Here is a 25,208-nt window from a genome sequence, read left to right as displayed (position 1 = left end):
TGCAGATGATAAAACAGTCTGGACTTTAAGCTTTAAACAGGCAGGTACAGATCAACCAAGTCTTAAACTAAAAGAAGGGTCGTACACAGACCTTGCAGGCAACCCGGGTTCAGAGAAAGTCTTGGATAAAGCCAATGGTGGATTTGAATCGGACATCACACCACCAGCATTAGGTGACGTAATTTTCGACATTGTAAGTATTGCTACTGACGGTATTGTCAATGCCGTAGAATCAACGTCTTTAAATGTTCCTATTGTGGGTAAGTTAAGCTCAATTCCATCAGACAGTACGCTTACAGCAATTAAAGTTACAGTAGGTGATCAAGTTGTTGAAGCACAAATTGTTAACTTGGAAACAGGTGAGTGGACAGCGAATATTGCAGGTGAGCACTTCTTAAAAGGCATTCAGATTTTTGCTGAAGCTACTTTAAAAAATGCTGCCGGTAATAGTTCAACAATCTCAACTATTGCGAACTACCAGGTAGATACAACTGCACCGAAAATTGAGAGTATCACAGCATCGGATACGCTTTTAGCTGAGGGTGAAAAAGTAACCATTACCATTAAATTTAGTGAAGAAGTTAAAGGCCTCGACATTAATGATTTTGTCGCAGTAGGCGGTAAAATTGACAAACTCCAACAATCTGCAACAGACAAAACGGTATGGACTTTAGAGTTTGTACAAGAAGGTACAGATCAACCAAGTCTTATACTTAAAGAAGGCTCTTATACTGATCTTGCGGGTAACCCGGGTTCAGAGAAAGTCTTGGATAAAGCCAATGGTGGATTTGAATCTGATATCATCCCACCAGCGTTGGACGGCGTGATCTTCACAATCGAAACTGTTGCACAAGATGGCATTGTGAATATTGCAGAATCTCAAGATAAAGTTACGATTGTTGGTAAATTAACTTCAATTCCTGCTGATAGCATTGAAACGATAATTACTGTTACTGTTGGAACTGAAACAGTAAATGCGATTATTACCGATGCCGTAACTGGCACGTGGACAGCGGAATTATCAGGTTCATCATTTGGAGATGTGGCGGGTGAGGTTGTTGCTGAAGTAACATTCAAAGATAAAGCGGGTAATGAATCGAATAAAACAGCAAATGCTCCATATGCTATAGATTTAGAAGCTCCTAAATATACGAATAGTTATATTAATGAGGATGGAAAGATCGTTCTAGAGTTTGATGAATTGCTTGATAACGATAATCCTCCTACATTCGACTCCTTTGTGATTATCAAAAATACGGATGAGGTTGTTGAGATTCAAGGGGTTGAAATCGTTGATCAGCAAGTTGTTATCACAACTGTGAAGCCGATTTATCAATCCGATAAAGTTCAGGTTTCTTATGTAGATAAAGACTTGAAAGATAAAAATGCGATTCAAGATGATGCTGGCAATGGTAGTTCAGAATTTAATACTGGTATTTTATCTAATGACTCGTTATTGAGTGGATTGGTGTCTGATTTTAATAATATTTCAGGTGTGCCAACATCTGTTAATCAAGACACTTTAGTTGCTACTGGTGTTGATATTCTTAACCTATTTAATGTAACCAATACTACACAAAATACGATAAAGGCAGGAACAGAATTTACATTTACAGCTGATGAATATGCAGGTAATCATTCAGTTCAAGTAAGTTTAGATACTAGTTCATTATTGTCTGTTGCAAAGGCATATGGTGTTGTTTTACAGCAAAAGAATAATGAAGGTGAGTGGGTTAATCTCATTTCTGCACCAATGGGTCAAAATGGTGTTGTTGCATCATTAGGAACTCAATATGCGTTAGGAGCGATTGATAACAATAGTGCTTCTGTCACATTTAGTGGTTTAGAGCCAGGTCAGTATCGTATCGCAACATATGCAGATCAAAGTGAACTGAAAAAATTGATCAGTGATATCGAGTTGGCTAATTTGGGTCAAGGTGGTTATTTATTAGGTAAAGATAATCAAGATGCCTTAATTAAAGAGTTGAAATCGATTTTAGGTCAAGATTCAATAGCAGGTGCAACACTCGTTGATTATCTAGAAGGTATTTTAAATGCAGTTAATCTTTTAACATTCCCTATATCCGCATTAGTCGATAAAGTTATTGGCTCCACATTACTTAACCCGTTGATGACTGCTTTAGATAAAGCCATTGATGTTGTTGTTGGTAACTTGGTTAATAATTTAGTCAGTGTTTTGCAAAAAACTACTGTAACAGTAAGTCCATCTACGACTTTCTATACAGCTGAAGGAAACGTTATTGATAATGATGCTTTAGATAATATTGAAGTTAAAAAAGTTGAGGTTACGACAGAAAAGTCATCATCAAATGAAGTGAGCGAACCTGTAATAACGGAAATTAATGGCTCTACAGTAATTAATGGTAAATACGGTAAATTGATGATTCAGCCGAATGGTGCATATAAATATACCGTTAGTCCACAATTTGCTAATGCAGACTTAGTAGAGACGTTTAAATATACTGTTGATAATGGTGCATCAGAAACTTTAATAATTAATATTTCTAAAGCGACTCAGGAGTTACTTGCTGTAGATAATAATGTTGATCTAAATCTAAATGTGGCTCCTTCTGAACATTTCATGACAAAGGCTGAGTTAGGTGAATACAGTAAAACTACAGTTAATGTTGCTTATATCGGTTTAGGTAGTGTGCTTGATCTTGGAGCTTTAACACCAGCAAATGCACTGCAATTTACAGTGGATCCATTGACTGAGCAGGTAATTACCTTCAATGGTAAGTCTGGTGGTGTGCAAGTCCTCACAAACTACAATTTATATGTTTATAAATTAAATGAAAAAACGAATAAATTGGATTTGGTTGAGTTAAAAGAAAACTGGTTTGGTGTAGCTCTGCTGGGAGGTGCATCTAAGCAACCAGCTACCTATACATTTGATGAAGGTCAGTATTATGCAGTTCTAGAACCAGCAAGTGGTGTCAATGCACTTTATGGTTACACGCTTGAAGCTTCTCAGAATAAAGTTTTGAACTATGCTAATCCAATTTCTGTTTCAGGTATTGCGAAGGGTAATTTAATTACCGATATTGATCTTCAGGCAAAAGGACAAGATGTAGGACCTAATATAGAGCATTCATTTATTACACAGGTAGTTGGTGTTAATGGTGCGGTTGCGGTAAATACAGATCAAATTACTGATGCTGTGGTCGTTCAAGGAAAATATGGTCAGTTAACCATTGCCGCAGATGGTACTTATAGTTATGAAGCTTTCAACAGTAAAAACTTCAACTATGGGGATGTAGATGAATTTACTTATACGATTTTCGACCCAATATCTGGGCAGTCTGATGATTCGCAACTTAACATCACTTTAGACTTCTCAAATACAGAAAATGGCTTATCGACAGTAGTTGCTTTGTTAGAGATTGAGCCGACGGTTAAAACTTTAGTTGAGAAGGTAGAACTTGAGGATGTTAATCTCAATACCATAACGAAAGGTAAGATTAATGCGACAGCATTTAGTGTGGCTGAAATATCATTAGGCGACGTTGTAGATGCGGGAATTATCTCTGCTGATAATAGTATTAATATAAGTGTCAAATCGGGAGAATTGGCGAATATTAAATTCCATGCAAGTGCTTATCAGGCTGTATCTGTAGCAAGCATATTTGACTTACAGGTTTATAAAAAAACTTGATAATGGTCAGCTTGAATTGTTTTACACCAAGCCGAACTACGTCGTTCTTCCAGTAACATTGGTCATTCCTTTAGGTGGTATTCATATTGGAGATCCAATTAATCTTGATTTCCCTGAAGGCGAGTATGTGGCATTGTTAAATAGCACTGCTGGTATCGGTGCTATTGGTGGTACAACACTGGAAGTTAAAGAAATTTCGGTTGAAGACTACAATAATCCAGTAGTGTATAAAGGTGAGGTTTCAGGTAAGTTAGATATTCCAGTTGATGGAAAAATCTATACTTTAAATGGAAAAAAAGTCGAAAGTCTGGAATCGACTGTAGTGAAGGGCACATATGGAACATTAACGTACCATGCAGATGGTACTTATGAGTATTTCGTCGATGCTACTTATCAAATACCGCAGTTTGGCATGATCGATACATTTAGCTATTCGTATAAAGAAGCGAATGGTGAAGTTGTATCTTCAATCCTAAATGTCAAATTATCTACTGTTGATGCAAATCAAGATAAGCAATTTGATTCAGAAAAAAAGGAAATTGATATTGCTGCACCAATGGTGAATAAAGTCGAACAAGTCATTATTGATGAAAAGACAGGACTCCGTTTACCAATATGGGATGAAATTAAGGACAAGGAATCAAAAGTTATTGAGATTGTAAATACGCCATATATGACGACAGATTTAACATTCTCATTAAATGTTGATTTGGATATTAAAGGTCTTTACAAGACAGGTTTGCATTTTGAGCTATATAAAATTGTTAAAAATGCCCAAACTGGAGAGGTTACGTATTCTAAAGTAGGAGATACAATTTCACTTAAAGATGTGCAAAAAGATACGCTCTCACATACTTGGGAGAATTTAAAATCTGGTACTTATACAGTGAAATATTCCATCGATGGCCATAATGGTACAGGAATGGATTATGGTTTCAATTTCTCTCAAACATATAACTACCATGATTCATGGACCTCTACTGGCAAAGATGCCGATTATCTAGCTGGCCAGGTTATAGGTAATTTCCTTTCTAACGATAAATTCGCGCTTGGTCTAAAAGATCAAGCTATCGTGAAATTTGGAAATAAATATCTTTATTTAGGTTCTAATGAAGTTCAAGAAATCACAGTTTACGGTAGTTATGGTGATCTTGTAGTAAAATCAGATGGTAGTTACGTATTCACGCCAAACGGTCTTGGTGGTGGTAGAGAGTATTTCGACTATGAAATTATTTCTCCAACAGGCGAGTCTGATAAAGCAGCGATAGAATTTAGTGTTGCTAAAGTTATTCAAGGGAATGAATTTAATAATCTAGTTGAAAGTTCAGCTTCTAATGATATATATACTTTAAGCTCAGGCTCTGACACTGTAATTTTTGATGTTTTAGATTTGTCTCATAATAATGGTGGTAACGGCATAGATACTTGGACTGACTTCCACTTAACAACATCATTAACAGATGAAAATGCCGACAAAATCGATGTAAGTTCCTTGTTAGTAGGTTATGAGCAAGGTGATGATCTGAAAGAATTTGTCTCGATCGGAAAAACTGCAGATGGTAAAGCTATCGTTCAAATTGACCGTGATGGTAAGGCAGATGAGTTCCAAAAAACCGATCTATTGGTACTAGAGAATCAAACTGTTGCTACGCAGCAAGCTCAGCTGGATTTACTCAATCAATTAATCGCAAATCAACAACTTATTGGTTAATTCATCGATCAGGAGAAAGTGGAATCACTTTCTCCTGATGAACTGTCATTTACAAATATCGAGTCAAACATGAAAAAAGCATTATTGTCTGTATTAGTCCTTACAGCATCATTCACACTAGCAAATGCAAATACGGAAACAAAAAAATCAGCAAATTTAGGTGATTTTCAAGGTCGATACGCCCTTGATTGTTCAGTGCAGAAAGCCAACAACTTATCTTATGTAGTCGGAGATAAAAGCATTTTGCGTTTGATTTCTGCGAAGAAAAAGTTGGGCGCATTTGAAAAGAAATTTGTACGCCAGGGCAGAAAAGCAAGTGATAGTTCGCAGTATCAATTTACGGTTGCATACACAGGTTTTGATGTCGACTTTTATAAGAAAGGTGAACAGAACTGGATCAACGTACGTAGCACTGGCATCGTAAATCATTTTGGTCCAAAAACTAAAGAAGCACTGGTCCAATGCAAAAGTGAAACTTAGTTCTAAAACTCACTAAAACTACGAGTGAAAAAAGACTAGTTAGATACTGGTCTTTTTTTAATTCTTAAATTCATTAATGAATTTGCTAATTTTATAAAAACATATCTTAAAACTTTATGAAAAATAATGCTTAGGTTAAGATGAGCCATCATTTGTAAAAGCATTCTAGAAGACCTATGCAACCATTTGTTCTATATAACTCAGAGCAACGTAAAAAAGTAGAATTTGTGCCTCGTAAAGAAGGTCAGATTGATTTGTATGTTTGTGGGATGACGGTCTATGACTACTGTCATATCGGACATGCACGTACAGTGGTTGCATTTGACTATATTATTCGCTTCTTACGTAGCCAAGGCTGGCAGGTGAAATACGTACGTAATATCACCGATATTGATGATAAAATCATTAAACGTGCCAATGAAAATGGGGAAAGCATTTCATCACTGACCAGCCGTTTTATTGATGCGATGAATGAAGACTTTGCCAAGTTAGGCTGTCTTACACCAGATGCTGCACCAAAAGCCACCGACTATATCGATCAAATGCAAAATATGATTGATACACTAGTCAATAACGGCACAGCATATCCAGCCAATAATGGAGATGTGTATTTCGAAGTTGAAAAATTTGCCAAATATGGCCGTCTTTCAGGCCGTAAACTGGAAGATATGCAGGCAGGCGCTTCTGAACGTGTAGACGTCGAAGTTGAGAAAAAACACCCATTTGACTTTGTACTTTGGAAACATGCCAAAGAAAATGAACCTTCTTGGGCTTCACCATGGGGCAATGGTCGTCCAGGATGGCATATTGAATGTTCTGCGATGTCAACCTGCTGCCTGGGCAATCATTTTGATATTCATGGTGGCGGTGCTGATTTAAGCTTCCCGCATCATGAAAACGAGATTGCACAATCTGAAGCAGCGACAGGTGAGCAGTATGTGAACTACTGGATGCATGCCGGCTTCATCAATGTTGATGGTGAAAAGATGTCGAAGTCTTTGGGTAACTTCTTTACCATCCGTGATGTGATTGAAAAATTCCATCCGGAAGTGGTGCGTTACTTTATTGTGTCTTCACACTACCGCAGCCCAGTGAACTATTCTGATGTGGCCTTAAAAGAAGCGAAAAATACGCTGATGCGTTTCTATCATTCTTTCAAAGCTTATCAGGCAGTATATGGCGAACAACTGGTTGAAACTCTGGATCAAAGCTTTGTTGAGCGTTTCAATACAGCCATGTGTGATGACTTTAATACACCAGAAGCCATTGCTGTATTGTTTGAACTGAATAAAGAGCTGAATCGTGCAGTAAAAGACCAGAATCAGGAACAGGCTGCTGTTTATTATTCTACTCTGCGCCATCTCACCAATATTCTGGGTCTGGTACAGCACAATGTCGACGAATTCTTAAAGTCTGATATTGGTCAGGAAGCTTTAGGCTTGTCTGAAGAGCAGATTGAAGATCTGATCCAGCAACGTAAAGATGCCAAAAAAGAGAAAAACTTTGCTCGTGCTGATGAAATCCGCCAGTCTTTATTAGACCAAGGGGTGGTGCTGGAAGATACCCGTCAAGGAACGGTATGGCGTCGTGCTGATTAATTCGACAGTTGAATCGATAGAGAGTTGACAGTTAGCAGAAACTCTCTATAATTCACTCCCATATTGCGGGAATAGCTCAGTTGGTAGAGCACAACCTTGCCAAGGTTGGGGTCGCGAGTTCGAGTCTCGTTTCCCGCTCCAAAATTCAAAAAACCCTAATCAGAAGATTGGGGTTTTTTATTGTCTGTGCAAAATAAAAAGGAAAATCAGAACTGATTTTATATGATTAAATTTTGAATAATGAGGGGCTTTTAGTCAGGCAAATTTCAAAACATTCAGTTTAAGTTTTATGAAAAGCCATACATTTTGAAACCTGTAATTTGCATAGATATGATAAAATTGCGAAAATTATTGTTGCTAGAATGAGTCAACTCTGTATATAGAGTTAAGGTAAACCTACTTTGAACCCACCAAATATGCCAAATCAAATAGACTTCCAGAAAGTTGCACTTGAAACACTGCGTATCGAAGAACAAGCATTACAGATTTTAGCTGCCCAAATCGATGAGCGTTTTAGTCAGGCATGTGAAATTATCCTGCAGTGTAAGGGGCGTCTGGTGATTACCGGGATGGGGAAATCCGGGCATATTGGCCGCAAAATGGCCGCGACTTTTGCCTCTACAGGTACGCCTTCATTCTTTATGCATCCAGGTGAGGCGGGACATGGAGATCTCGGCATGCTGGTGCCGGGTGACGTACTGATTGCCATTTCAAACTCAGGCAAGAGTGATGAAATCATGATGCTCATGCCTTTGATTAAGCGGCTGGAAATTCCTTTAATTACCATTAGTGGTGACGACAAAGGCCCTATGCCACAAAATGCTGATGTCGCTTTAACTTTGGGTAATCTGCAAGAGGCTTGTCCGCTTGGTCTGGCACCAACTTCAAGTACTACAGCAACTCTGGTGTTAGGTGATGCCTTGGCTGTAGCACTGCTGGATGCACGTGGTTTTACTGCTGATGATTTTGCCCTCTCACATCCAGCAGGTGCCTTGGGTAAACGCTTATTGCTGCATGTTAAACACCTGATGCATACTGGTGCAGAACTGCCGAAAGTGTCACCAGATACACCGATGAATCAAGTTTTATACGAAATTTCAAATAAACGCCTAGGTTTAACCACAATTGTCGATCAAAATGATGTTCTGCTGGGTATTTTCACGGATGGGGACTTGCGCCGATTGATTGATAAGCAGCAAGGTTTTGATGTCAATCTGCCGATTCAAGAAGTGATGATCAAAAATCCTCTGACGATTTCTCAGGAAGCACGTGCTGTAGTAGCGCTAGAACGTATGAATGAACGTAAAATTAATCAATTTGTAGTTGTTGATGATGCCAATAAAGTCATTGGTGTAATTAGTATGCATGACCTGATTCAGGCTGGGGTAAATTAATAGATGGCATCTTATGTATTATTAGAGCAGGCACGTCATATTGCAGCACTGGTGCTTGATGTAGATGGGATTCTAAGTGACGGTTTTGTCACGCTAACCAATACGGGTGATGAGATCAAGTCCTTTGATATTCGTGACGGTCTGGGTATGAAGCTGGTTCAGCAAGCTGGAATTAAAGTGATTATCATCACTGGACGTCAAAGTAATATTGTAGAAAAGCGTATGTCTGATTTAGGGGTAGACCTAGTCTATCAGGGGCGTGAAGACAAAGGCGTTGCCCTCAAAGAAGCTTGCGCTCAGTTGAATATCGATCCTGAAGATTGCCTGTATATGGGCGATGACTGGCCCGACCTGTCAGCTTTTGCCATTGCTGGCATGAAAGTGACAGTTCCAAATGGTCATGTCGAAGTACGTCGTCGTGCCGATCTGGTGACTCAGGCGATGGGTGGCCGTGGTGCGGTGCGTGAGATCTGTGACATGCTTTTAATGTCTAAAGGTGTTTACCAAGAATTACTTGAAAAGTTTACTCGTGCGCCATATTAATCAACTATACGTTCTGGATTAAGTACACCGCTTATGGATACTAAAGTTTTATACGTAACCGCGATTATTCTCGCAGCCATAAGTGGTGGTTATTATTATTTCAGTGGAAGTGGCAATAAGCTTCAGGTAGATGCTGCACGCAGTATGAAATCCACGGCTGAAAATATTAATTTGACGCAAACCGATGAAAAAGGTGAGCTGGCTGTTCGTGCTCAAGTCGATCGACTCGAGCAGGATATGCAGAAAAAAACCTCGAAGCTGGAAAATATGAATGCTTCTATGTACAAGGATGGCAAAGTAGATTCTACTTTTTATGCCAAACTTGTGAATGGCTATGAGGATAATACTAAAGTGATCCTTTCTCAGCAGGTGGTAGCAACCAAGATTCTGCAAGATGGTCAGCTTCAGTTCAAGACAGAAGAGTTAACAGGTTTCCCTAAAACACGAGAAATTGAAACGGATAAAGCTGTAGAAGTAACGACTCCACAAGCTGAGTTTATCAGTCAGGGCTTGAAGGCAAATCTAAATGACGGTCAATACGAATTTTTTAATATTCGAGGAAAGTATGAACCAAATTCTTAAACCTAAAATGACGACTACTTTCCTGAAGCGTACTGCGCTTGCTGCTGTGCTCGGGTTTACTTCACTCGCAGCGCTTGCAATTCCTTCAGACCGTCAGCAGCCTATTTCGCTGGTAGCTGACCGTGCAACTTTTAATGAGCGTACCGGTATCACGACTTATACCGGTAATGTCATTATTGAGCAAGGGACTATGAAACTTCAGGCAAACTCAATTGTGGCAAACCTGAACAGCAAGAAGCAAATCAGCACGATTACAGCAAATGGCAGTCCTGCACGTTTCCAGCAACAAATCGATGCTGCTAAAGGAATCGCGAAAGGTCAGGCACAGAAGATTGTCTACAATGCTGATACCGGTATTATTACCCTGACAGGTAATGCCTTCCTGGAACAGGATGGAGCCAGTATCCGTGGTAATACGCTTCGATATAGTATGAATAAGGGGGATATTGAAGCTGTTGGTACGCCAAATAAAACCGGTTCCTCTTCAGGTCGTGTACAGATTGTGATTCCACCATCCAGTTCTAAATCCTTCCCGGGAGCACGTGACTAATGGCTGAATCAAAGGTTCAAACCTTAACCATTAAACATCTGGCGAAAAACTATAGTAAACGTTGGGTGGTGAAGGATGTATCCTTCAGCATGGAAAGTGGTCAGATCGTTGGTTTACTTGGTCCGAATGGTGCAGGTAAGACCACCAGCTTCTATATGGTGGTTGGTCTGGTGCGTATGGATAAAGGTGAAATATATCTGGATGATCTGGATCTCTCAGATTTGGCTATGCATGAACGTGCCCGTAAAGGGATTGGTTATCTGCCGCAGGAAGCTTCTATTTTCCGGAAGTTGACCATTGCTGAAAATATCATGGCGATTCTTGAAACCCGTAAGGAATTGACCAAAGCCCAGCGTCAGCAGCGCCTGGCAGAATTGCTGGCAGACTTTAAGATTACCCATATCAAAGATTCTCTGGGCATGAGTGTCTCTGGTGGTGAGCGTCGTCGTGCGGAAATTGCCCGTGCGCTGGCAGCTGATCCAAAATTCATGTTACTTGATGAACCTTTTGCCGGGGTCGATCCGATTTCTGTCGGAGATATTAAAGACATTATCACAACCTTGAAAGATCGTGGTATTGGGGTATTAATTACTGATCATAATGTGCGTGAAACTTTGGCAATCTGTGAGCATGCGTATATTGTCAGTGAAGGTGCAGTGATTGCAGAAGGTACACCACAAGAAATCCTGAATAATGAAACTGTTAGAAAAGTGTATCTGGGTGATGACTTTACCGTGTAATTCGGCTTTATTACCTTAATCAAGCCCACACAGTCAACTTTAGCGTTGTTGTGTGGGATTTTTTCGTCGAAAATATTTTAGTATCATCAATTTTAAAATATTTTTGGTATATAGTTAGTTTAAAAACGACACCAATAATCATGCTATTGCAAGCAAAAAAAATTAATAAACTTCGGGGTAATTTACAGGGAAAAAAAAGGGTATTGATCGCCCTTTTACTGCCTTTGCAAATGTCTCAGGTTTATGCGGCAGATACGGAAAAGGGATATTTTCAGGGATTCAAACAAGGGGTCAGTAAACTGTTCTCCCCTGAACCTGTAAAATCCTCACATACGGTTGATCTGCGGGATTTGAGTAATTATCAGCTGGATACCTCACGTGTTCAGGAGTTGCCCCAAGTAGGCGGCTTTCAGAATGGTACTCGTTCCCAGAATAATATTCCAGCCATGGGAATTCCCAGACGAATTAATCTTAAGGAGGCTGTACTTACAGCAGTTCAGCGTCGTCCCGAGATTTCACAAAGTATATCTTCGCTGTCCTCTCAGGCTGCCAATATTGATGTGGCAAAGGCACAATACTATCCACAGATTTCGGGTGGATTTGGAACAGCAGATTTAACCAAGGGCGAACGCGGTCGTCAGGTAGTTTCCTTGAATGCGACCCAAATGCTATATGATTTTGGCAAGGTAAAATCCAGCGTAACCACTGAAGAAGCCAAGCTTGCCGAAGCGCAGGCACGGGTTCTAGTCAGCCTGGATCAGATTGCACTTGAAGTGGCAGATGCCATTGTCAATATCAAGCGCTATCAGGAAATCACCAAGATTGCCGAGCAGCAGAAACAAGGGATTGCACGAATTGCGGAAATTGCCAATCTGCGAGCCAAAGCCGGGATCAGCAGTCAGGCCGATCCGATTCAGGCCCAATCCAATCTGGAAGCTGCAGAGAATAACCTGATTGTGCAACAAACCCAGTTACGTCAGTATCAACAAAAACTGCGCACTTTACTCGGCTTTGATATATCCAATGTAGAGTGGGAAATTCCAGATAGTCTGATTCAACAGGCCGGACTTTACCAGGAGCCTGAATTTACCAGTATTCCGACGTTGATGTTGGCACATGCTGGCGTGGAAGTTGCACGTTCGCAAAAAGAGCAGGCCAAGCTAAATACTTATCCTACCATTAATATCAAAGGGAGTATGAGTCAGGCCATTAATGGTCGCAATCCGAATAATAATGAAGATGATGGCTTTTATAACTCTGTGATGATTGAAGCCACCAGTAATTTCTATCAAGGTGGGGCGACCAGATCACAGACCCGTGCAGCCAGTTTTGCTGAAGAAGCAGCACGTGCTCAGGTCAATACTGCCTATCTGGATGTAGTCGATCAGGTCCGCTTGATTCGAGAACAGATTGAAAATAAACAGCGACAAATGGACATTCTGGCACAGCGCCGTGCAACCACTGTGCGCACCAGAGAGCTGTATCAGGAACAATATAAACTCGGTACTCGAACCGTAGTCGATCTGCTTAATGCAGAGCAGGCAATTCACAGCGCAGCCCAAGAAATCGAAACTGCGCGTTACGATATTTATACCGCTATTGTTCAGTACATTCAGGTCACTGGTCGTACACGCGATCTTTATGACCTTAACCGTATTTCTATTCAGGGGTTTGAAGTACAGCCATGAGTAATACAATAAATTATCAGCCGTGGCTTCAGGCGATACTTAATATCGCCAAGCATTATCGCATCGAGCCATCTGAGGAAAGAATCCGCTTACAACTCGACTGGAACCAGCATCATGATGTTGATGAGCTGCTCAAAGTTGTCACGCGTCAAATCGGACTGAATGTACGTAAAAATAAATTTGATGCCAGTCTGCTCAGTCCATGGAAATTGCCAATATTGGTAGAATTTGAAAATGGCGAAGTGGGTGTCATCGAGCGCATTGATAATGAAGGCAATGCCAGTGTGCAGCTGAGTGGCGATCAGGGATTGTCTCAGGTCTTTGACCTGGAACATCTGAAGCAGGGTGCTAAAAGCCTTTATATCCTGCGTCCTGAATCTTCAGTACCCGATGCCCGGGTCGATGAATATATCAAGCCTTTTGAAAAAAACTGGTTCTGGTCAATTGTCCTGAATGACTGGAAACGTTATATCGATGTGATGTTTGCTTCTTTAATCGCGAACATCCTCGCACTGGCGACCATTGTCTTTTCCATGAACGTGTATGACCGGGTCATTCCTTCACAGTCCATCCCGACCTTATGGGTACTGGCAGGCGGTGTATTGATTGCGGCAATCTTCGAATTTACCTTACGCGTCTCCCGGATCTATCTGTCTGATATTATCGGCAAGCGCGCTGATTTACGTATTTCTGACCAGGTTTTTGGTCATGCCTTACGCATTAAAAATAAAGAGCGTTCAAAATCTACCGGTACTTTTATTTCACAGATTCGTGAACTGGAAGGTGTTCGTGAATTGGTGACGTCTACTACGGTGACTGCAATTGCCGACCTGCCATTTTTCTTCCTGTTCTTGGGGATTTTCTGGCTCATTGGCGGAAACCTGTTCTGGGTGATGCTGTTAGTCGTACCCATAATGATTCTACCGGGGATTCTGGCACAGAAAAAACTGGGTGAGCTGGCACAAATGGGCATGCGTGAATCTGCAATCCGTAATGCATTGCTGGTGGAAGCAGTACAAGGAATTGAAGACATCAAGCTACTGCGTGCTGAATCGCGTTTCCAGAACCAGTGGAACCATATGAATGAAGTGTCTGCGGATGTCAGCATGCAGCAACGTAAAATCGTTGGTTTGATGACCGCCTGGACGCAAAAGATTCAAGGCCTGACATTTGCCATCGTCGTGTTAGTGGGCTGTTTTGCCGTTATGGAAGGTGAAATGACCACAGGTGCACTGGTTGCCTGTTCAATCCTGTCTTCGCGTATGCTTGCGCCAATTTCCCAAATTACCGGTGTGTTGGGGCGTTTACAGCAGGCGAAAGTCGCGAAAAACGGTTTGGATGAACTGATGAAAAAGCCGGTAGATCAGCCGGATTATTCACATCTGATTCACCGCCCATTACTCGAAGGTCAGTACGAGCTGAGCGGGGCAGTATTCAAATATGGTGAAGATGACCCTAAACCGACTCTAGTAATTCCCAAACTGGACATCAAGCCTGGTGAGAAGATTGCGATTTTGGGGCGTAATGGTGCCGGTAAATCAACCTTATTGCAGTTGTTATCCGGTATGCAAACGCCGTTACAGGGCAAGGTTAAACTTGATGGGATTGACCTGAACCTGATTGATCCGGCAGATGTGCGCCGTGATATGGGCCTACTGAATCAAAATTCACAGTTATTTTATGGCAGCATTCGTGAAAACCTGACGCTGGGTGCACCACTGGCAACTGACCAGCAAATCCTGGAAGCTTTGCAACTCACAGGTGCATTGGGCTTTGTTCAGGAAAAGAAAGAAGGCTTGGACCATATCATTCTGGAAGGTGGTGTGGGCTTCTCTGGGGGGCAGCGTCAAGCCTTGTTACTTTCTCGTTTACTGATTCGCCAACCACGAATTTTATTGCTGGATGAACCCACTGCTGCCATTGATGATGTTTCTGAGAAACAGCTGATTGATAATTTAAAAACTTATCTGATTGGCCGAACCATGGTGGTGGCTACACATCGTCGTGCGGTACTTGAACTGGTAGATCGTATTATTGTCGTAAATGACGGCAAGATTGTGATGGATGGTCCGCGGGACCAGATCCTGAACCAATCACAAGGTGGAGCGAAGCGTGTTACGGGAGCAAGCGCATGAGTGCACAACAGGAAATCAAGCGTTCAACCAAAGTCAGCTTTCAGGAACCACCTTTGCCAAAATCAAGTGTGATTATCTGGATCATTGGCATAGGCTTACTGATTCTGCTGACGTGGGCATGGCTGTTCAAGCTGGAAGAAGTTTCGACAGGCACCGGTAAAGTGATACCCTCTTCCAAGGAACAGGTTATTCAGTCTCTAGAAGGTGGTATCCTCACCAAACTGAACGTCAAAGAAGGTGAAATTGTCGAGCAGGGTCAGGTATTGGCACAGCTGGATCCCACCCGTTTTGAATCCAATGTAGGTGAATCGGCTTCTCTGTTAATTTCTTCGCGTGCAACCGCGGCACGCTTACGTGCTGAAGTCACCGGTGCGCCGTTGTCCTTCCCGCCAGAGGTTCTCACGGAGCCAAAACTGGTGGCAGAGGAAACTGCATTATATAAATCGCGTCGTGCTAATCTGGAACAATCTTTAGCAGGGTTACAGCAGGCATTGGTACTGGTACAGCAAGAACTGGCGATGACTGAACCATTAGTTGCAAAAGGTGCTGCAAGCGAAGTGGAAGTTCTGCGTTTAAAACGTGAAGCCAATGACCTGCAAAACCAGATGAATGATGTACGGAACCAGTATTTTGTGAAAGCGCGTGAAGAGCTTGCCAAAGCCAATACGGATGTAGAAACTCAGCAACAGGTGGTACGTGGTAAATCCGATACGCTGAACCGGACTATTTTCAAATCGCCAGTACGTGGCGTGGTGAAGGAAATTGATGTCATGACCTTGGGAGGCGTCATTCCACAAAACGGCAAGTTGATGACGATTGTACCGCTGGATGAAAAATTGCTGGTCGAAGCACGTATTTCACCACGTGATATTGCCTTTATCCGCCCGGATCAGGAAGCATTGGTTAAAATCACCGCTTATGATTATTCCATTTATGGCGGCCTGAAAGGTAAAGTCACTGTGATTTCCCCCGATACTCTACGTGATGAAGTCAAACAGGACCAATTTTACTATCGTGTGTATATCCGTACCGAAAATGACAAGCTGACCAATAAAGCCGGACAGGAATTTAATATCACCCCGGGCATGGTGGCCACCGTGGATATCCGTACGGGTGAAAAAACCGTACTGGATTATCTGGTTAAACCGTTTAACAAGGCCAAAGAAGCATTGCGCGAACGTTAATACATCATTGTAGTTGTACAAATTCAAGCCTCTATGTCTAGGGGCTTTTTTGTTTGTGCAGACAAACACGTTATACTGCAACACAGTGATGTTATTGTTTGAATCCAATGTCTTTTACTATTGCCAGCCTTGTCAGTTTTGAAGAAGAGATCAAGAAAAGCCGCTTTCAGGCCTTTGCCACGCCGGTGGAATCCGAACAGGATATAAAGGATTTTCTGGAAGCTTATCGTGATACCACCACGACGCATCAGTGCTGGGCATGGAAAATTGGACATAATGTGCGTTTTAATGATGATGGCGAGCCTTCTGGCACCGCAGGTCGACCGATTTTAGCGACCATTGAAGGCAATGAGCTGACCAATGTATTGGTGCTGGTGAATCGCTGGTATGGAGGAATCAAGCTAGGTACGGGTGGTTTGGTTCGTGCTTATGGGGGGTGTGCGGGGCAATGCCTAATCTTAGCTGAAAAGATTGAACTGATTGAAAAGAAGAAAGTGTCCTTTCGTTGTAATTTTAGTGAATGGGCTATTTTTCAGTATGAGCTGAATCAGCAACAGATTGACTATCAGGAAGATTATACCGCAGAAGGCGTCGAGGTTATTGCGCAAATGCAGAAACATCAGATTGAGCCATTTGCCTTGAAGATCCAGGATATCAGCCGCGGACGTGAAGCCTTAAAAATTATAGATGAGCCCCAAGATGACTGAGCAGCAGGACCCTCTACTGAAATACCGCGAGCAGCATAAGCATCGTCTTAATTATATGCCGTGGCTATACTGGTCACTCAAACCTAAAAACCGGGGCTGGGCAGAACAGTGGCAGCGCGAATATCAGGACTATCTGCGTGAAATGGAAACAGTCGAGATTGGTGAGAACTGCTTTATTTCACCACTGGCCCATATCTTCGCTGAACCGGGCCGAAAAATAGTGATTGGTGATCATAGCTTTATCGCAGCGGACTGTACCTTGCATGGGCCACTAGAAATTGGCAATGAAGTCGCGATTAATCACCACTGTATTCTGGATGGTGGACGGGTAGGAATTAAGTTGCATGATCAGGTACGTATGGCAGCATATTGTCACCTGTACGCTTTTGATCATGGGATGGAGCTGGAACAGCCCATTTATAAACAGCCGGTGCGTTCCAAAGGGATTGAAATTGGCCGTGATGTCTGGCTGGGTGCTCATGTCGGCATTAAAGACGGAGTGAAAATTGCGGATCAGGCCATTGTTGGTATGAACAGTATGGTCACCAAAGATGTGGATGAACGCATGATCGTTGCAGGTAATCCGGCCAAACTGATTCGCTACCGGGATTAATACATATTTAGAGTTTCAGACGATACAAGGATTGTTCTGGTAGTTTAAAAATGTATAAGCCACTAGAACGTCACATAAAAAATAACATAATTCAAATCCTGTGCTACAGAATTCGCTGCACATTTGCCGAAGGCTATGCTAACTTAAAAATATCTAAGAACTTTTATTATAATGAGAGAGGCTAAACATGAAACGTGTCATTGCCTGCATTGATTCTTCTCCATGCATTAATGCCCTCGCAGAAGCGGCTGCATGGATTGCCAAGCAGACTCATCGTGAGCTGGTGTTATTGCAAGTTTTGGATTATTACCCTGCAAGTTATCATTTGGGGGAAATTAGTGGTGTGATTGGTTTTGAAAGCAATGCCATGTTGCTGAAAGAACTTGCTGAACTTGAACAGAAACAGAGTGAATTAGCTTTAGACTATAGCAATAATCTGTTGCGACACATTTCTGACCAGATCAAAGAAAAACACAATATCAACACCATCCATATTCAGGAAAAAGGGGACTTCCTTGAACAAAGCTTTCAGTTACTCAGACCTGATGATATTGTCGTCATTGGACGTTTGGGTGAGCGCTCGGCTGAGAAAAACAAGCCAATGGGCACCAATGTGGAAAACTTTATCCGTGGTGCCAATTGTACGGTAATGACAGTGGGTGAAAACTTTAAACCGCCAACACGCTTTATCTTTGCCTATGAATATTCACCAACCTGTATCCAGATGATGAAACGTATTGCAGAAAGTGATTTACTGAAACTTCTACAGTGTCATTTGCTGTATGTCGGAGATCATGCTGAAATCCTGAATGAACCGTTAAATTATCTGAAAGAAGCCGGACTGGATGTTGTTCCTGAATACCGCTATGGTGATGTGGCAGAGAACATTCTGTCTTATCAGCAGGAGCAGGGAATTCAGCTGATTGTACTGGGTGCATTCAGTCACAGCAAAATCCACCAGTTCTTCCTGGGTAGTATCGCAACCACCATTTTCCGCAATTCCAAAGTACCGCTTCTGGTTGCCAAGTAAAGGAAAATATTGGAAAAAGCGTTATAAAGTTAAAATAACAATTCCACGAAATTAAAAAGCTTGAAGTTGGAAATTGTTACAGTTTGATTTAAAAATAATCAGAGTTATCCTCATATATTGTGGATAACTCTGTGGTTACATCTCATAAGTTATTGTTATATATTTAAAATACTTTATTGGGTGTTTTTTGCTCTCAGACTGTTATTTAACAATAGCCAGTGCAAAACCGTCATGACCTTTGCTGCCCACGGTCTGTAGAGCAGTACTGGAAAGTAGGCGCGGGTGATTCTGCATTGCTTCAAACATGCTGCGAATACCTTCAATACTTGGCTTATTATTGTCCAAATCAATAATTGCCCCAGCACGAATCACGTTGTCTAAAAAGATTACTGTACCTGAACGAGACAGTTTCAGGCTGAGCTCCAGATATTCAGGATAGCTCTGTTTATCCGCATCAATAAAGATAAAATCGAATGGTTCTGTATCTTCCGGTAGGGCTTTTAGGATATCTGCTGCACGGCCACATTTAAGTTCGACTGTCTGTTTGAGGTTGGCACGCTCGATATTTTCCTGACCCATTGCGGCATGCGTATCACGACCTTCAATGGTCAGGATATAACCATCTTCAGGCAGGGCACGTGCCAGCCACATGGTGCTATATGCAGCAAAAGTTCCGAGTTCAAGTACACGCTTGCAGCCATTCATCTGAATCAGCATCTGTAACAGCATGCCCTGATTGGCAGCTACCGCCAGATGATCAGGAAATCCATGCGCAGCTGTATTTTCAAGAGTCTGTTTCAGAATAGGATCATCTGGAATTAAATGTGAATCAATATAATTGTCGAGATCTGTCCACATTTGTTGCATAGCTTGAGCACCTTTGTTGCGATGCAGGCATTTTAAACCTTTCGCAGTGGAGCGCAATTTATTGTTTTATATTTGCTTTGAAAATGAACAATACAGAACGATTTACATATTCTGTATTGTAGTTGGAATGACTTAGTAATTACACATTGAAGATCTACGGCTTAAATCCGGGCCCCAGGTGCGGTAACCTTGGGTATCAATATGGATCTGACCTGAAGCATATAGACCTAAGCCCATATTCAGGCTTTGACCATGTTGTATCCAGAACTGGCAAAGTTTGAACTTGGTATTCTCAATATAGGCATAATCTTCTGGCTGCGGGAATTCCGGGCCAATACGGAAATCAATCGCAGAGTTATACAGGTGACGTGAAGAGTTAGCACCACCAGCACATTTATTGAGTGGCAGATCACGATAAACTGAGGTCACTTCGAAATCATTGAGGACATTGGCTGCAACCAGATATTTAAATACACGTAACGTTGGTAACTGATTGTTCCACAGCTCACGGCTCGGCACCATATACTGCGGTCCACCACAACGCGACCAGTCACGTGCAGTACGCATCAATTCAAAACTTGGAATGATATTACCTACTGAATTACGTTCTAAAAATACTTCATACTCGCGTACACGAGAGAGGTTATTTGCTACGGCTGCCCAGTTGGTATAGGCAAAAGGAATACTCTTAGGCAGCACCTTACGGTCAACCTTAACCTGTTCCTGAGGAATGTAAATCCGTTTTCCATCTGGCAAGGTCATTGGTTTCTTTGTCGCGGTGGTACAGCCCACCATGACAAAAGGGATCATGCTGAGACCCAATAATCCCTTGTAAAAATGCTTCATTATTAGAAATCAGGTATTTATAAAATAGCGCTATTTTAGTCCACTTTTGCGAAGAAATTCAGGATAAATTGCAATGAAATGTGTGCATCAGGTACAAAAAAAGATCAGACTATGCTGATCTTTTTTGGGGATTTGAAAATTACTTTTCAAGATATTGCAGTTTGTCTGCTTTACCGTTCCATTCTTCACGGTCAGCTGGCTGATCACCAATTTGGGTGATATTCGGCCATTTTTGAGACAGCTCAGCATTCAATTCGATGAATACTTCCTGACCCTCAGGTAACTCATCTTCAGAGAAAATTGCATTTGCAGGACATTCTGGTTCACATAACGCGCAGTCGATACATTCGTCCGGGTTAATTACAAGGAAGTTCGGACCTTCATAGAAACAATCTACAGGGCAAACTTCAACACAGTCTTGATATTTACATTTAATACAATTTTCAGTGACAACGAAGGTCATGGCGACAGCTACCTAAAAAATATGGTTCTAATAACTAATGTGTATTTTAGGCAAAAACTGCAGCAACTAACAATTCCTTTTATTGATATTTGTTATATATAGGGCTGTTATTTTTGCAAAAAAACCGATGCAGATATCAAATTCAGAGATTATAGCTCCCTTAAACAAAACCGCCTCATACTGGATGAGGCGGTTGAGGATTTTAGCCTGGTAGTTTCAGTAGATCTTTCAGTGCATAAAGCTGCTGTAAGGCTTCACGCGGACTGAGGCTGTCGACATCAATGTCTTCCAGCAGTTCAAGTGCAGCCGATGGTTTTTCCACCTCAATAATCCGCTCAACGACTGTTTCGACCTGTTCAATCGCAAACAGATCAGGTTGTGGACTTTGAGGCTTGGTATGGTGCTGCTTTTCCAGAATACGCAGTCGGTTTTGTGCTTCCCGGATTACGCTTGCTGGAATACCGGCAAGTTTGGCGACCTGTAGGCCATGACTCTGGCTGGCTGGACCTTGTTGCACTTTATGCAGCAAAATCAGGTTACCATTCACTTCACGGGCAGTCACATGATAGTTATCAATACCTGATTCGCTGGCCAGTTCAGTTAACTCAAAATAATGCGTAGCAAACAGACATAAACATTGAATACGTCGGGTGAGATCCAGTACGCATGCCCAAGCTAGAGACAGACCATCATAAGTGCTGGTACCACGACCCACTTCATCCATCAGCACGAGTGATTGACTAGTCGCATGATGCAGAATCTGCGAAGTTTCGGTCATTTCTACCATGAAGGTGGATTTACCTGTAGACAAGTCATCTGCCGAACCGATCCGGGTAAAGATGCGGTCAATTGGCCCCAAGGTTACCGCCTGTGCCGGAACATAGCTACCGCAATAGGCCAGCAGGGCAATCAGTGCAGTCTGACGCATAAAGGTAGATTTACCGCCCATGTTTGGACCAGTGATAATGGCCATCCGGTGCTGATAATCGAGTTGCGTATCATTCGGAGTGAAGGCAGTTTTGCTTAAAGCTTCCACAATAGGATGACGACCTGCCTGGATTTTCAAGCCAATTTCCGGACTATATTTCGGGCGTGACCAGTTGCGTAGGCGTGCCTGATGCGCAAAGTTACACAGCAGGTCGATCTGTGCGATGGCACTGCTCATCATTTGCAGGTTGCCAATATCCTCGCGTAATTCATCCAGCAGCATTTCAAAGAGCAATTTTTCACGCGCCAATGCACGTGATTCGCTGGAAAGGACTTTATCTTCAAAGGCTTTCAGCTCTGGCGTGATGTAACGTTCGGCATTCTTTAAAGTCTGGCGACGAATATAATGTTCCGGTGCCTGTTCAGCCTGTGCACGGGTCAATTCAATATAGTAGCCACTAACACGGTTATAGCCGATTTTCAGGGTTGGAATGCCGCTCTGCTCACGTTCCTTGATTTCCAGATCAATCAGGAATTGCCCGGCATGATCGCGAATTTTGCGTAACTCATCCAGTTCTGCATCGAAACCTTCGGCAATAACATTCCCATCACGTAACAGAACTGGTGGATTTTCCACAATGGCTGACATCAAACGTTCATGCAGACCATGGAAATCACCAAGTTCTTCATTCAGTCGAATGAGTAATTTGGACTGCTGCTGGCTGACCATCGGTTGTAGTGCATGACGCAGGAACGGGATCTGAGCACAGGCCTGACGCAGCTGAACCAGATCCCGTGGACGTGCACTGCCCAATGCAATACGGCTTAATACACGTTCAATATCACTGATTTCTTTTAAGACCAGACGTACTGGCGATTCATGAAAGCCGTCTAATAATACCTGAGTAGCATCCAGACGTTCATCCAGAATGGCAGTATCGCGTAAAGGCTGCATCAGGGTGCGACTCAGCAGGCGGCCACCCATTGCTGTCTGACAATCATTGATTAACTGGAATAGCGAAGTACCATGTTCAAATAAGGGTTCAATCAGCTCTAAATTGCGACGAGTAACCGGATCTAGCGCAATAAAGTCTGAACTTTGTTCTAGCTGAATGCTACGAATATGCGGCAGTGCAGTTTTCTGGGTTTCTTTGGCATAGTGAATCAATGCAGCCGCTGCGGCTTTGGCGAGTGGCAGATGATCAATCCCAAAACCTGCCAGTGTACTCACAGCAAACTGGTCACATAAAGTCTTTTGGGCATTGTTCAGGTTAAAGTCGACATTTGGGCGTTTGCTGACCGGCACATCCAGTTGGCGTTTCAAATGTTCAACCAGATCCTGCTCTTGCAGATTTTCGTCCACGACAATTTCGCTTGGCATCAGACGTGCCAGCTCAATTGCCAGTTGGTTCAGGTCATAATCAATTTGTTGAACTTTGAAAATACCGGCACTTAAATCCAGTAGAGCGATACCAATTTTATTTTGCTGAATGCATAGCGCAACCAGATTAGAAGTTTGATGTGCACCCAGCAGGGCATCATCGGTTAATGTTCCTGGAGTAATAATCCGAACCACACCACGTTCAACCGGACCTTTACCTGTAACTTCACCGATCTGCTCGCAGATTACTACCGTTTCGCCTTTTTTTACCAGACGGGCCAAATATCCTTCTGCCGCATGGAAAGGCACACCTGCCATTGGAATCGGCTGACCATTGGCCTTGCCGCGATGGGTCAGGGTAATGCCAAGAATTTTGGCTGCTTTATGGGCATCTTCAAAGAACAGTTCGTAAAAATCACCCATACGATAGAACATCAATGAATGCGGATGCTGCATCTTCACAGACATATATTGCTGCATCATAGGTGTTAGGGTAGAAAGATCAGCCATGAGTTCTGAACTGGTCATTAAGAAGAAATCCTTTAAAAAATAATGGGCAGACTGGTTAAGGCTGATGAGCTGAAGGCAATATAGTCGCTATTCATTTACCAAAGCAGAAACCATCAAAACAGCCATGCAAAATGTGTATTGAGCTAAGTCTAGCAAAATTAATTTTTAGAAAGAAATGGATTCGATGACTTCTATCGAGTCTAATGAAAGATTGCCGGTTTTAAACACGAAAAATATGGCTCGGAGTCAGGTTTAAATCATATATACATTGTTTTTAGACTGACGAGGAGCGATCTTAAACCGATTACGACCCTCTGCTTTTGCAGCATATAGCGCCTCATCAGCTTGAGCAACAAAATCAGCAAGGCGATCATTTTCTTGAGGCTTGATACTGGCACAGCCAATACTCACTGTGACATGACCCGATACCTGACTGGCAGGATGAAACAGCTGCAAAGCATTGATGCGTTGGATCAGCTCCTGGGCAATTTTCTGTATTTCTACTTCATCGATATAAGGATAGACCAGTAAAAATTCTTCTCCACCATAACGTGCCGCCAGCTCCATACTGCGGGAAGAAATGCCTTGTAACTGTTGGGCTACCAATTGTAGACATGCATCACCGGCAATATGTCCAAAATGGTCGTTATAGTTTTTAAAGTAATCGATATCCACCATCATGATACTCAAAGGCGCTTGATGTCGTAGTGCGTGGCGCCATTGTGTGTCCAGATATTTTGTCAGATAACGTCGATTGGCCAGGCCAGTGAGCGCATCAAGTTGGGTCAGCCGTTCCAGTTCTTGTGCCTGTTGGGTCAGTTCCTCTTTATGCAGTTCGATAATACAATTTTGCAAATAGTTCTCATGATGCTGGCGGTCAATCGCATAGGCAATAATCATTCCAAGGAGGCTGCTAAACGTATAGGTACGATGTAAGAAGGTCCAGTCAATATCGTAGTTGAGAGAAACCGTGACCAGATAACCAATCAGTCCACCGCCCCAACCCGCAATGAGTGCTGAATAAAAGCGCATACCGACAAAGCTATAGTTAATGACGACTGCATACATCATGGCCACGTGCAGCAGGGCGTCACATTATCAATATCCTGGCCAATCACGGGAATAATCACAAAAGAAATCGCGACCGCACTGGTCGCACCTAACGTGGTATACAGGTCAAAGAAACGATTAAACGGCTTGCTAAACGACATTAACCAAACTGCGATGGTAATTACCCCAACCCAGGCATACAGAGAAAGCCAATGAATCAGTTTTTCATCGATTGAAATGGTCTGAAAAATCCCGTAACTGAGCACAAAATACAGAACCAGAATAATGCTGCCCCGAAAACGAAATTCATAAGCAGCTTCGTCACGGTATTGCTGGCGATAGATTGGCTCGAGTTCTTTTCTGAAATACACATAGTTCAGTCCATGTGCAATCAGCTCATTTACTTTTTCATGGCTAATCTGTTTAGAGCCAGCTAATTTCATAAAATACCATTACTAAGCAAATAAAGTCGTTTAACTACTGATACTGTAGATTGTATCGAATGGTTAAACTATTGATAGCACAGATAAAGT

At 42.2% G+C, this 25,208-nt stretch carries 19 protein-coding genes, 1 tRNA gene and 1 pseudogene; 16 read left to right on the top strand and 5 right to left on the bottom strand.

All coding sequences use genetic code 11. The features are described from left to right. The first annotated feature begins 121 nt into the window (after positions 1-121). From ACTJIX_RS07385 to ACTJIX_RS07310, 16 genes are all read left to right on the top strand, one after another. The gene (locus tag ACTJIX_RS07385) at positions 122-3,676 is read left to right on the top strand and encodes an Ig-like domain-containing protein (protein WP_440611320.1); all 3,555 of its coding nucleotides are present in this window, start codon (positions 122-124) and stop codon (positions 3,674-3,676) included. Next, a complete protein-coding gene (locus ACTJIX_RS07380; RefSeq protein WP_440611319.1) occupies positions 3,648-5,387 on the top strand; it encodes a type I secretion C-terminal target domain-containing protein in 1,740 nt (579 codons plus the stop codon). Before ACTJIX_RS07385 ends, ACTJIX_RS07380 begins: the two co-directional genes overlap by 29 nt. A 69-nt stretch (positions 5,388-5,456) precedes the next feature. After that, positions 5,457-5,867, top strand: coding sequence for a hypothetical protein (locus ACTJIX_RS07375; RefSeq protein ID WP_004894319.1), 411 nt, complete (start codon positions 5,457-5,459; stop codon positions 5,865-5,867). A 176-nt stretch (positions 5,868-6,043) separates the two neighbouring features. Continuing rightward, positions 6,044-7,465, top strand: a complete 1,422-nt coding sequence (gene cysS / locus ACTJIX_RS07370; protein ID WP_004894322.1) for a cysteine--tRNA ligase — start codon at positions 6,044-6,046, stop codon at positions 7,463-7,465. Positions 7,466-7,530: 65 nt separating this feature from the next. Beyond that, positions 7,531-7,606: transfer RNA gene (locus tag ACTJIX_RS07365), tRNA-Gly, on the top strand. A 275-nt stretch (positions 7,607-7,881) separates the two neighbouring features. Further along, the gene (locus ACTJIX_RS07360) at positions 7,882-8,859 is read left to right on the top strand and encodes a KpsF/GutQ family sugar-phosphate isomerase (protein WP_004894325.1); all 978 of its coding nucleotides are present in this window, start codon (positions 7,882-7,884) and stop codon (positions 8,857-8,859) included. A 3-nt stretch (positions 8,860-8,862) separates the two neighbouring features. After that, positions 8,863-9,402, top strand: a complete 540-nt coding sequence (locus tag ACTJIX_RS07355) for a KdsC family phosphatase (protein ID WP_004894328.1) — start codon at positions 8,863-8,865, stop codon at positions 9,400-9,402. Between the two features lie 33 nt (positions 9,403-9,435). Next, positions 9,436-9,984: an LPS export ABC transporter periplasmic protein LptC gene (gene lptC, locus ACTJIX_RS07350; protein WP_004894330.1), complete on the top strand. Its 549-nt coding sequence runs from the start codon at positions 9,436-9,438 to the stop codon at positions 9,982-9,984. Beyond that, complete coding sequence (gene lptA, locus ACTJIX_RS07345; RefSeq protein WP_004812577.1) at positions 9,968-10,534, top strand: lipopolysaccharide transport periplasmic protein LptA; 567 nt, start codon at positions 9,968-9,970, stop codon at positions 10,532-10,534. The genes lptC and lptA overlap by 17 nt, the downstream gene beginning before the upstream one ends. Continuing rightward, positions 10,534-11,274 (top strand): LPS export ABC transporter ATP-binding protein, encoded by a 741-nt coding sequence (gene lptB, locus ACTJIX_RS07340; protein WP_004812578.1) that lies wholly within the window; start codon positions 10,534-10,536, stop codon positions 11,272-11,274. The genes lptA and lptB overlap by 1 nt, the downstream gene beginning before the upstream one ends. A 140-nt stretch (positions 11,275-11,414) precedes the next feature. Beyond that, positions 11,415-12,962 carry a TolC family outer membrane protein gene (locus ACTJIX_RS07335; protein ID WP_004894333.1) on the top strand — a complete coding sequence of 516 codons (1,548 nt, stop codon included), beginning with the start codon at positions 11,415-11,417 and terminating at the stop codon, positions 12,960-12,962. Continuing rightward, a complete protein-coding gene (locus ACTJIX_RS07330) occupies positions 12,959-15,097 on the top strand; it encodes a type I secretion system permease/ATPase (protein WP_005221711.1) in 2,139 nt (712 codons plus the stop codon). Before ACTJIX_RS07335 ends, ACTJIX_RS07330 begins: the two co-directional genes overlap by 4 nt. Beyond that, positions 15,094-16,281: an HlyD family efflux transporter periplasmic adaptor subunit gene (locus tag ACTJIX_RS07325; protein WP_005221712.1), complete on the top strand. Its 1,188-nt coding sequence runs from the start codon at positions 15,094-15,096 to the stop codon at positions 16,279-16,281. Before ACTJIX_RS07330 ends, ACTJIX_RS07325 begins: the two co-directional genes overlap by 4 nt. Before the next feature lie 107 nt (positions 16,282-16,388). Beyond that, a complete protein-coding gene (locus ACTJIX_RS07320) occupies positions 16,389-16,988 on the top strand; it encodes an IMPACT family protein (protein WP_005221713.1) in 600 nt (199 codons plus the stop codon). Then, a complete protein-coding gene (locus tag ACTJIX_RS07315; RefSeq protein ID WP_005221714.1) occupies positions 16,981-17,601 on the top strand; it encodes an acyltransferase in 621 nt (206 codons plus the stop codon). The genes ACTJIX_RS07320 and ACTJIX_RS07315 overlap by 8 nt, the downstream gene beginning before the upstream one ends. Positions 17,602-17,788: 187 nt before the next feature. Continuing rightward, complete coding sequence (locus ACTJIX_RS07310) at positions 17,789-18,631, top strand: universal stress protein (protein ID WP_004812590.1); 843 nt, start codon at positions 17,789-17,791, stop codon at positions 18,629-18,631. 201 nt (positions 18,632-18,832) lie between these two features. On the opposite strand, the gene ACTJIX_RS07305 is transcribed toward ACTJIX_RS07310, so the two are convergent. The 5 genes and pseudogenes from ACTJIX_RS07305 to ACTJIX_RS07285 form a co-directional block, all read right to left on the bottom strand. Next, positions 18,833-19,498: an O-methyltransferase gene (locus tag ACTJIX_RS07305; RefSeq protein WP_004812592.1), complete on the bottom strand. Its 666-nt coding sequence runs from the start codon at positions 19,496-19,498 to the stop codon at positions 18,833-18,835. A gap of 132 nt (positions 19,499-19,630) precedes the next feature. Beyond that, positions 19,631-20,344, bottom strand: a complete 714-nt coding sequence (locus tag ACTJIX_RS07300) for a D-Ala-D-Ala carboxypeptidase family metallohydrolase (protein ID WP_005221716.1) — start codon at positions 20,342-20,344, stop codon at positions 19,631-19,633. A 139-nt stretch (positions 20,345-20,483) separates the two neighbouring features. After that, on the bottom strand, positions 20,484-20,807 hold the full coding sequence (gene fdxA, locus ACTJIX_RS07295; RefSeq protein WP_004812595.1) for a ferredoxin FdxA: 324 nt from the start codon (positions 20,805-20,807) through the stop codon (positions 20,484-20,486). Between the two features lie 202 nt (positions 20,808-21,009). Then, positions 21,010-23,643: a DNA mismatch repair protein MutS gene (gene mutS / locus ACTJIX_RS07290; RefSeq protein WP_440611318.1), complete on the bottom strand. Its 2,634-nt coding sequence runs from the start codon at positions 23,641-23,643 to the stop codon at positions 21,010-21,012. Between the two features lie 234 nt (positions 23,644-23,877). Continuing rightward, a pseudogene (locus ACTJIX_RS07285) lies at positions 23,878-25,118 on the bottom strand (GGDEF domain-containing protein). Between the last annotated feature and the right edge of the window lie 90 nt (positions 25,119-25,208).

The sequence above is a fragment of the Acinetobacter sp. 22323 genome (genome assembly GCF_052044895.1).
In the GTDB taxonomy this organism is placed as follows: Bacteria; Pseudomonadota; Gammaproteobacteria; order Pseudomonadales; family Moraxellaceae; genus Acinetobacter; species Acinetobacter schindleri.
Note: the sequence above shows the minus strand (reverse complement) of the source record. Positions and strands in the feature narration are given on the sequence as shown.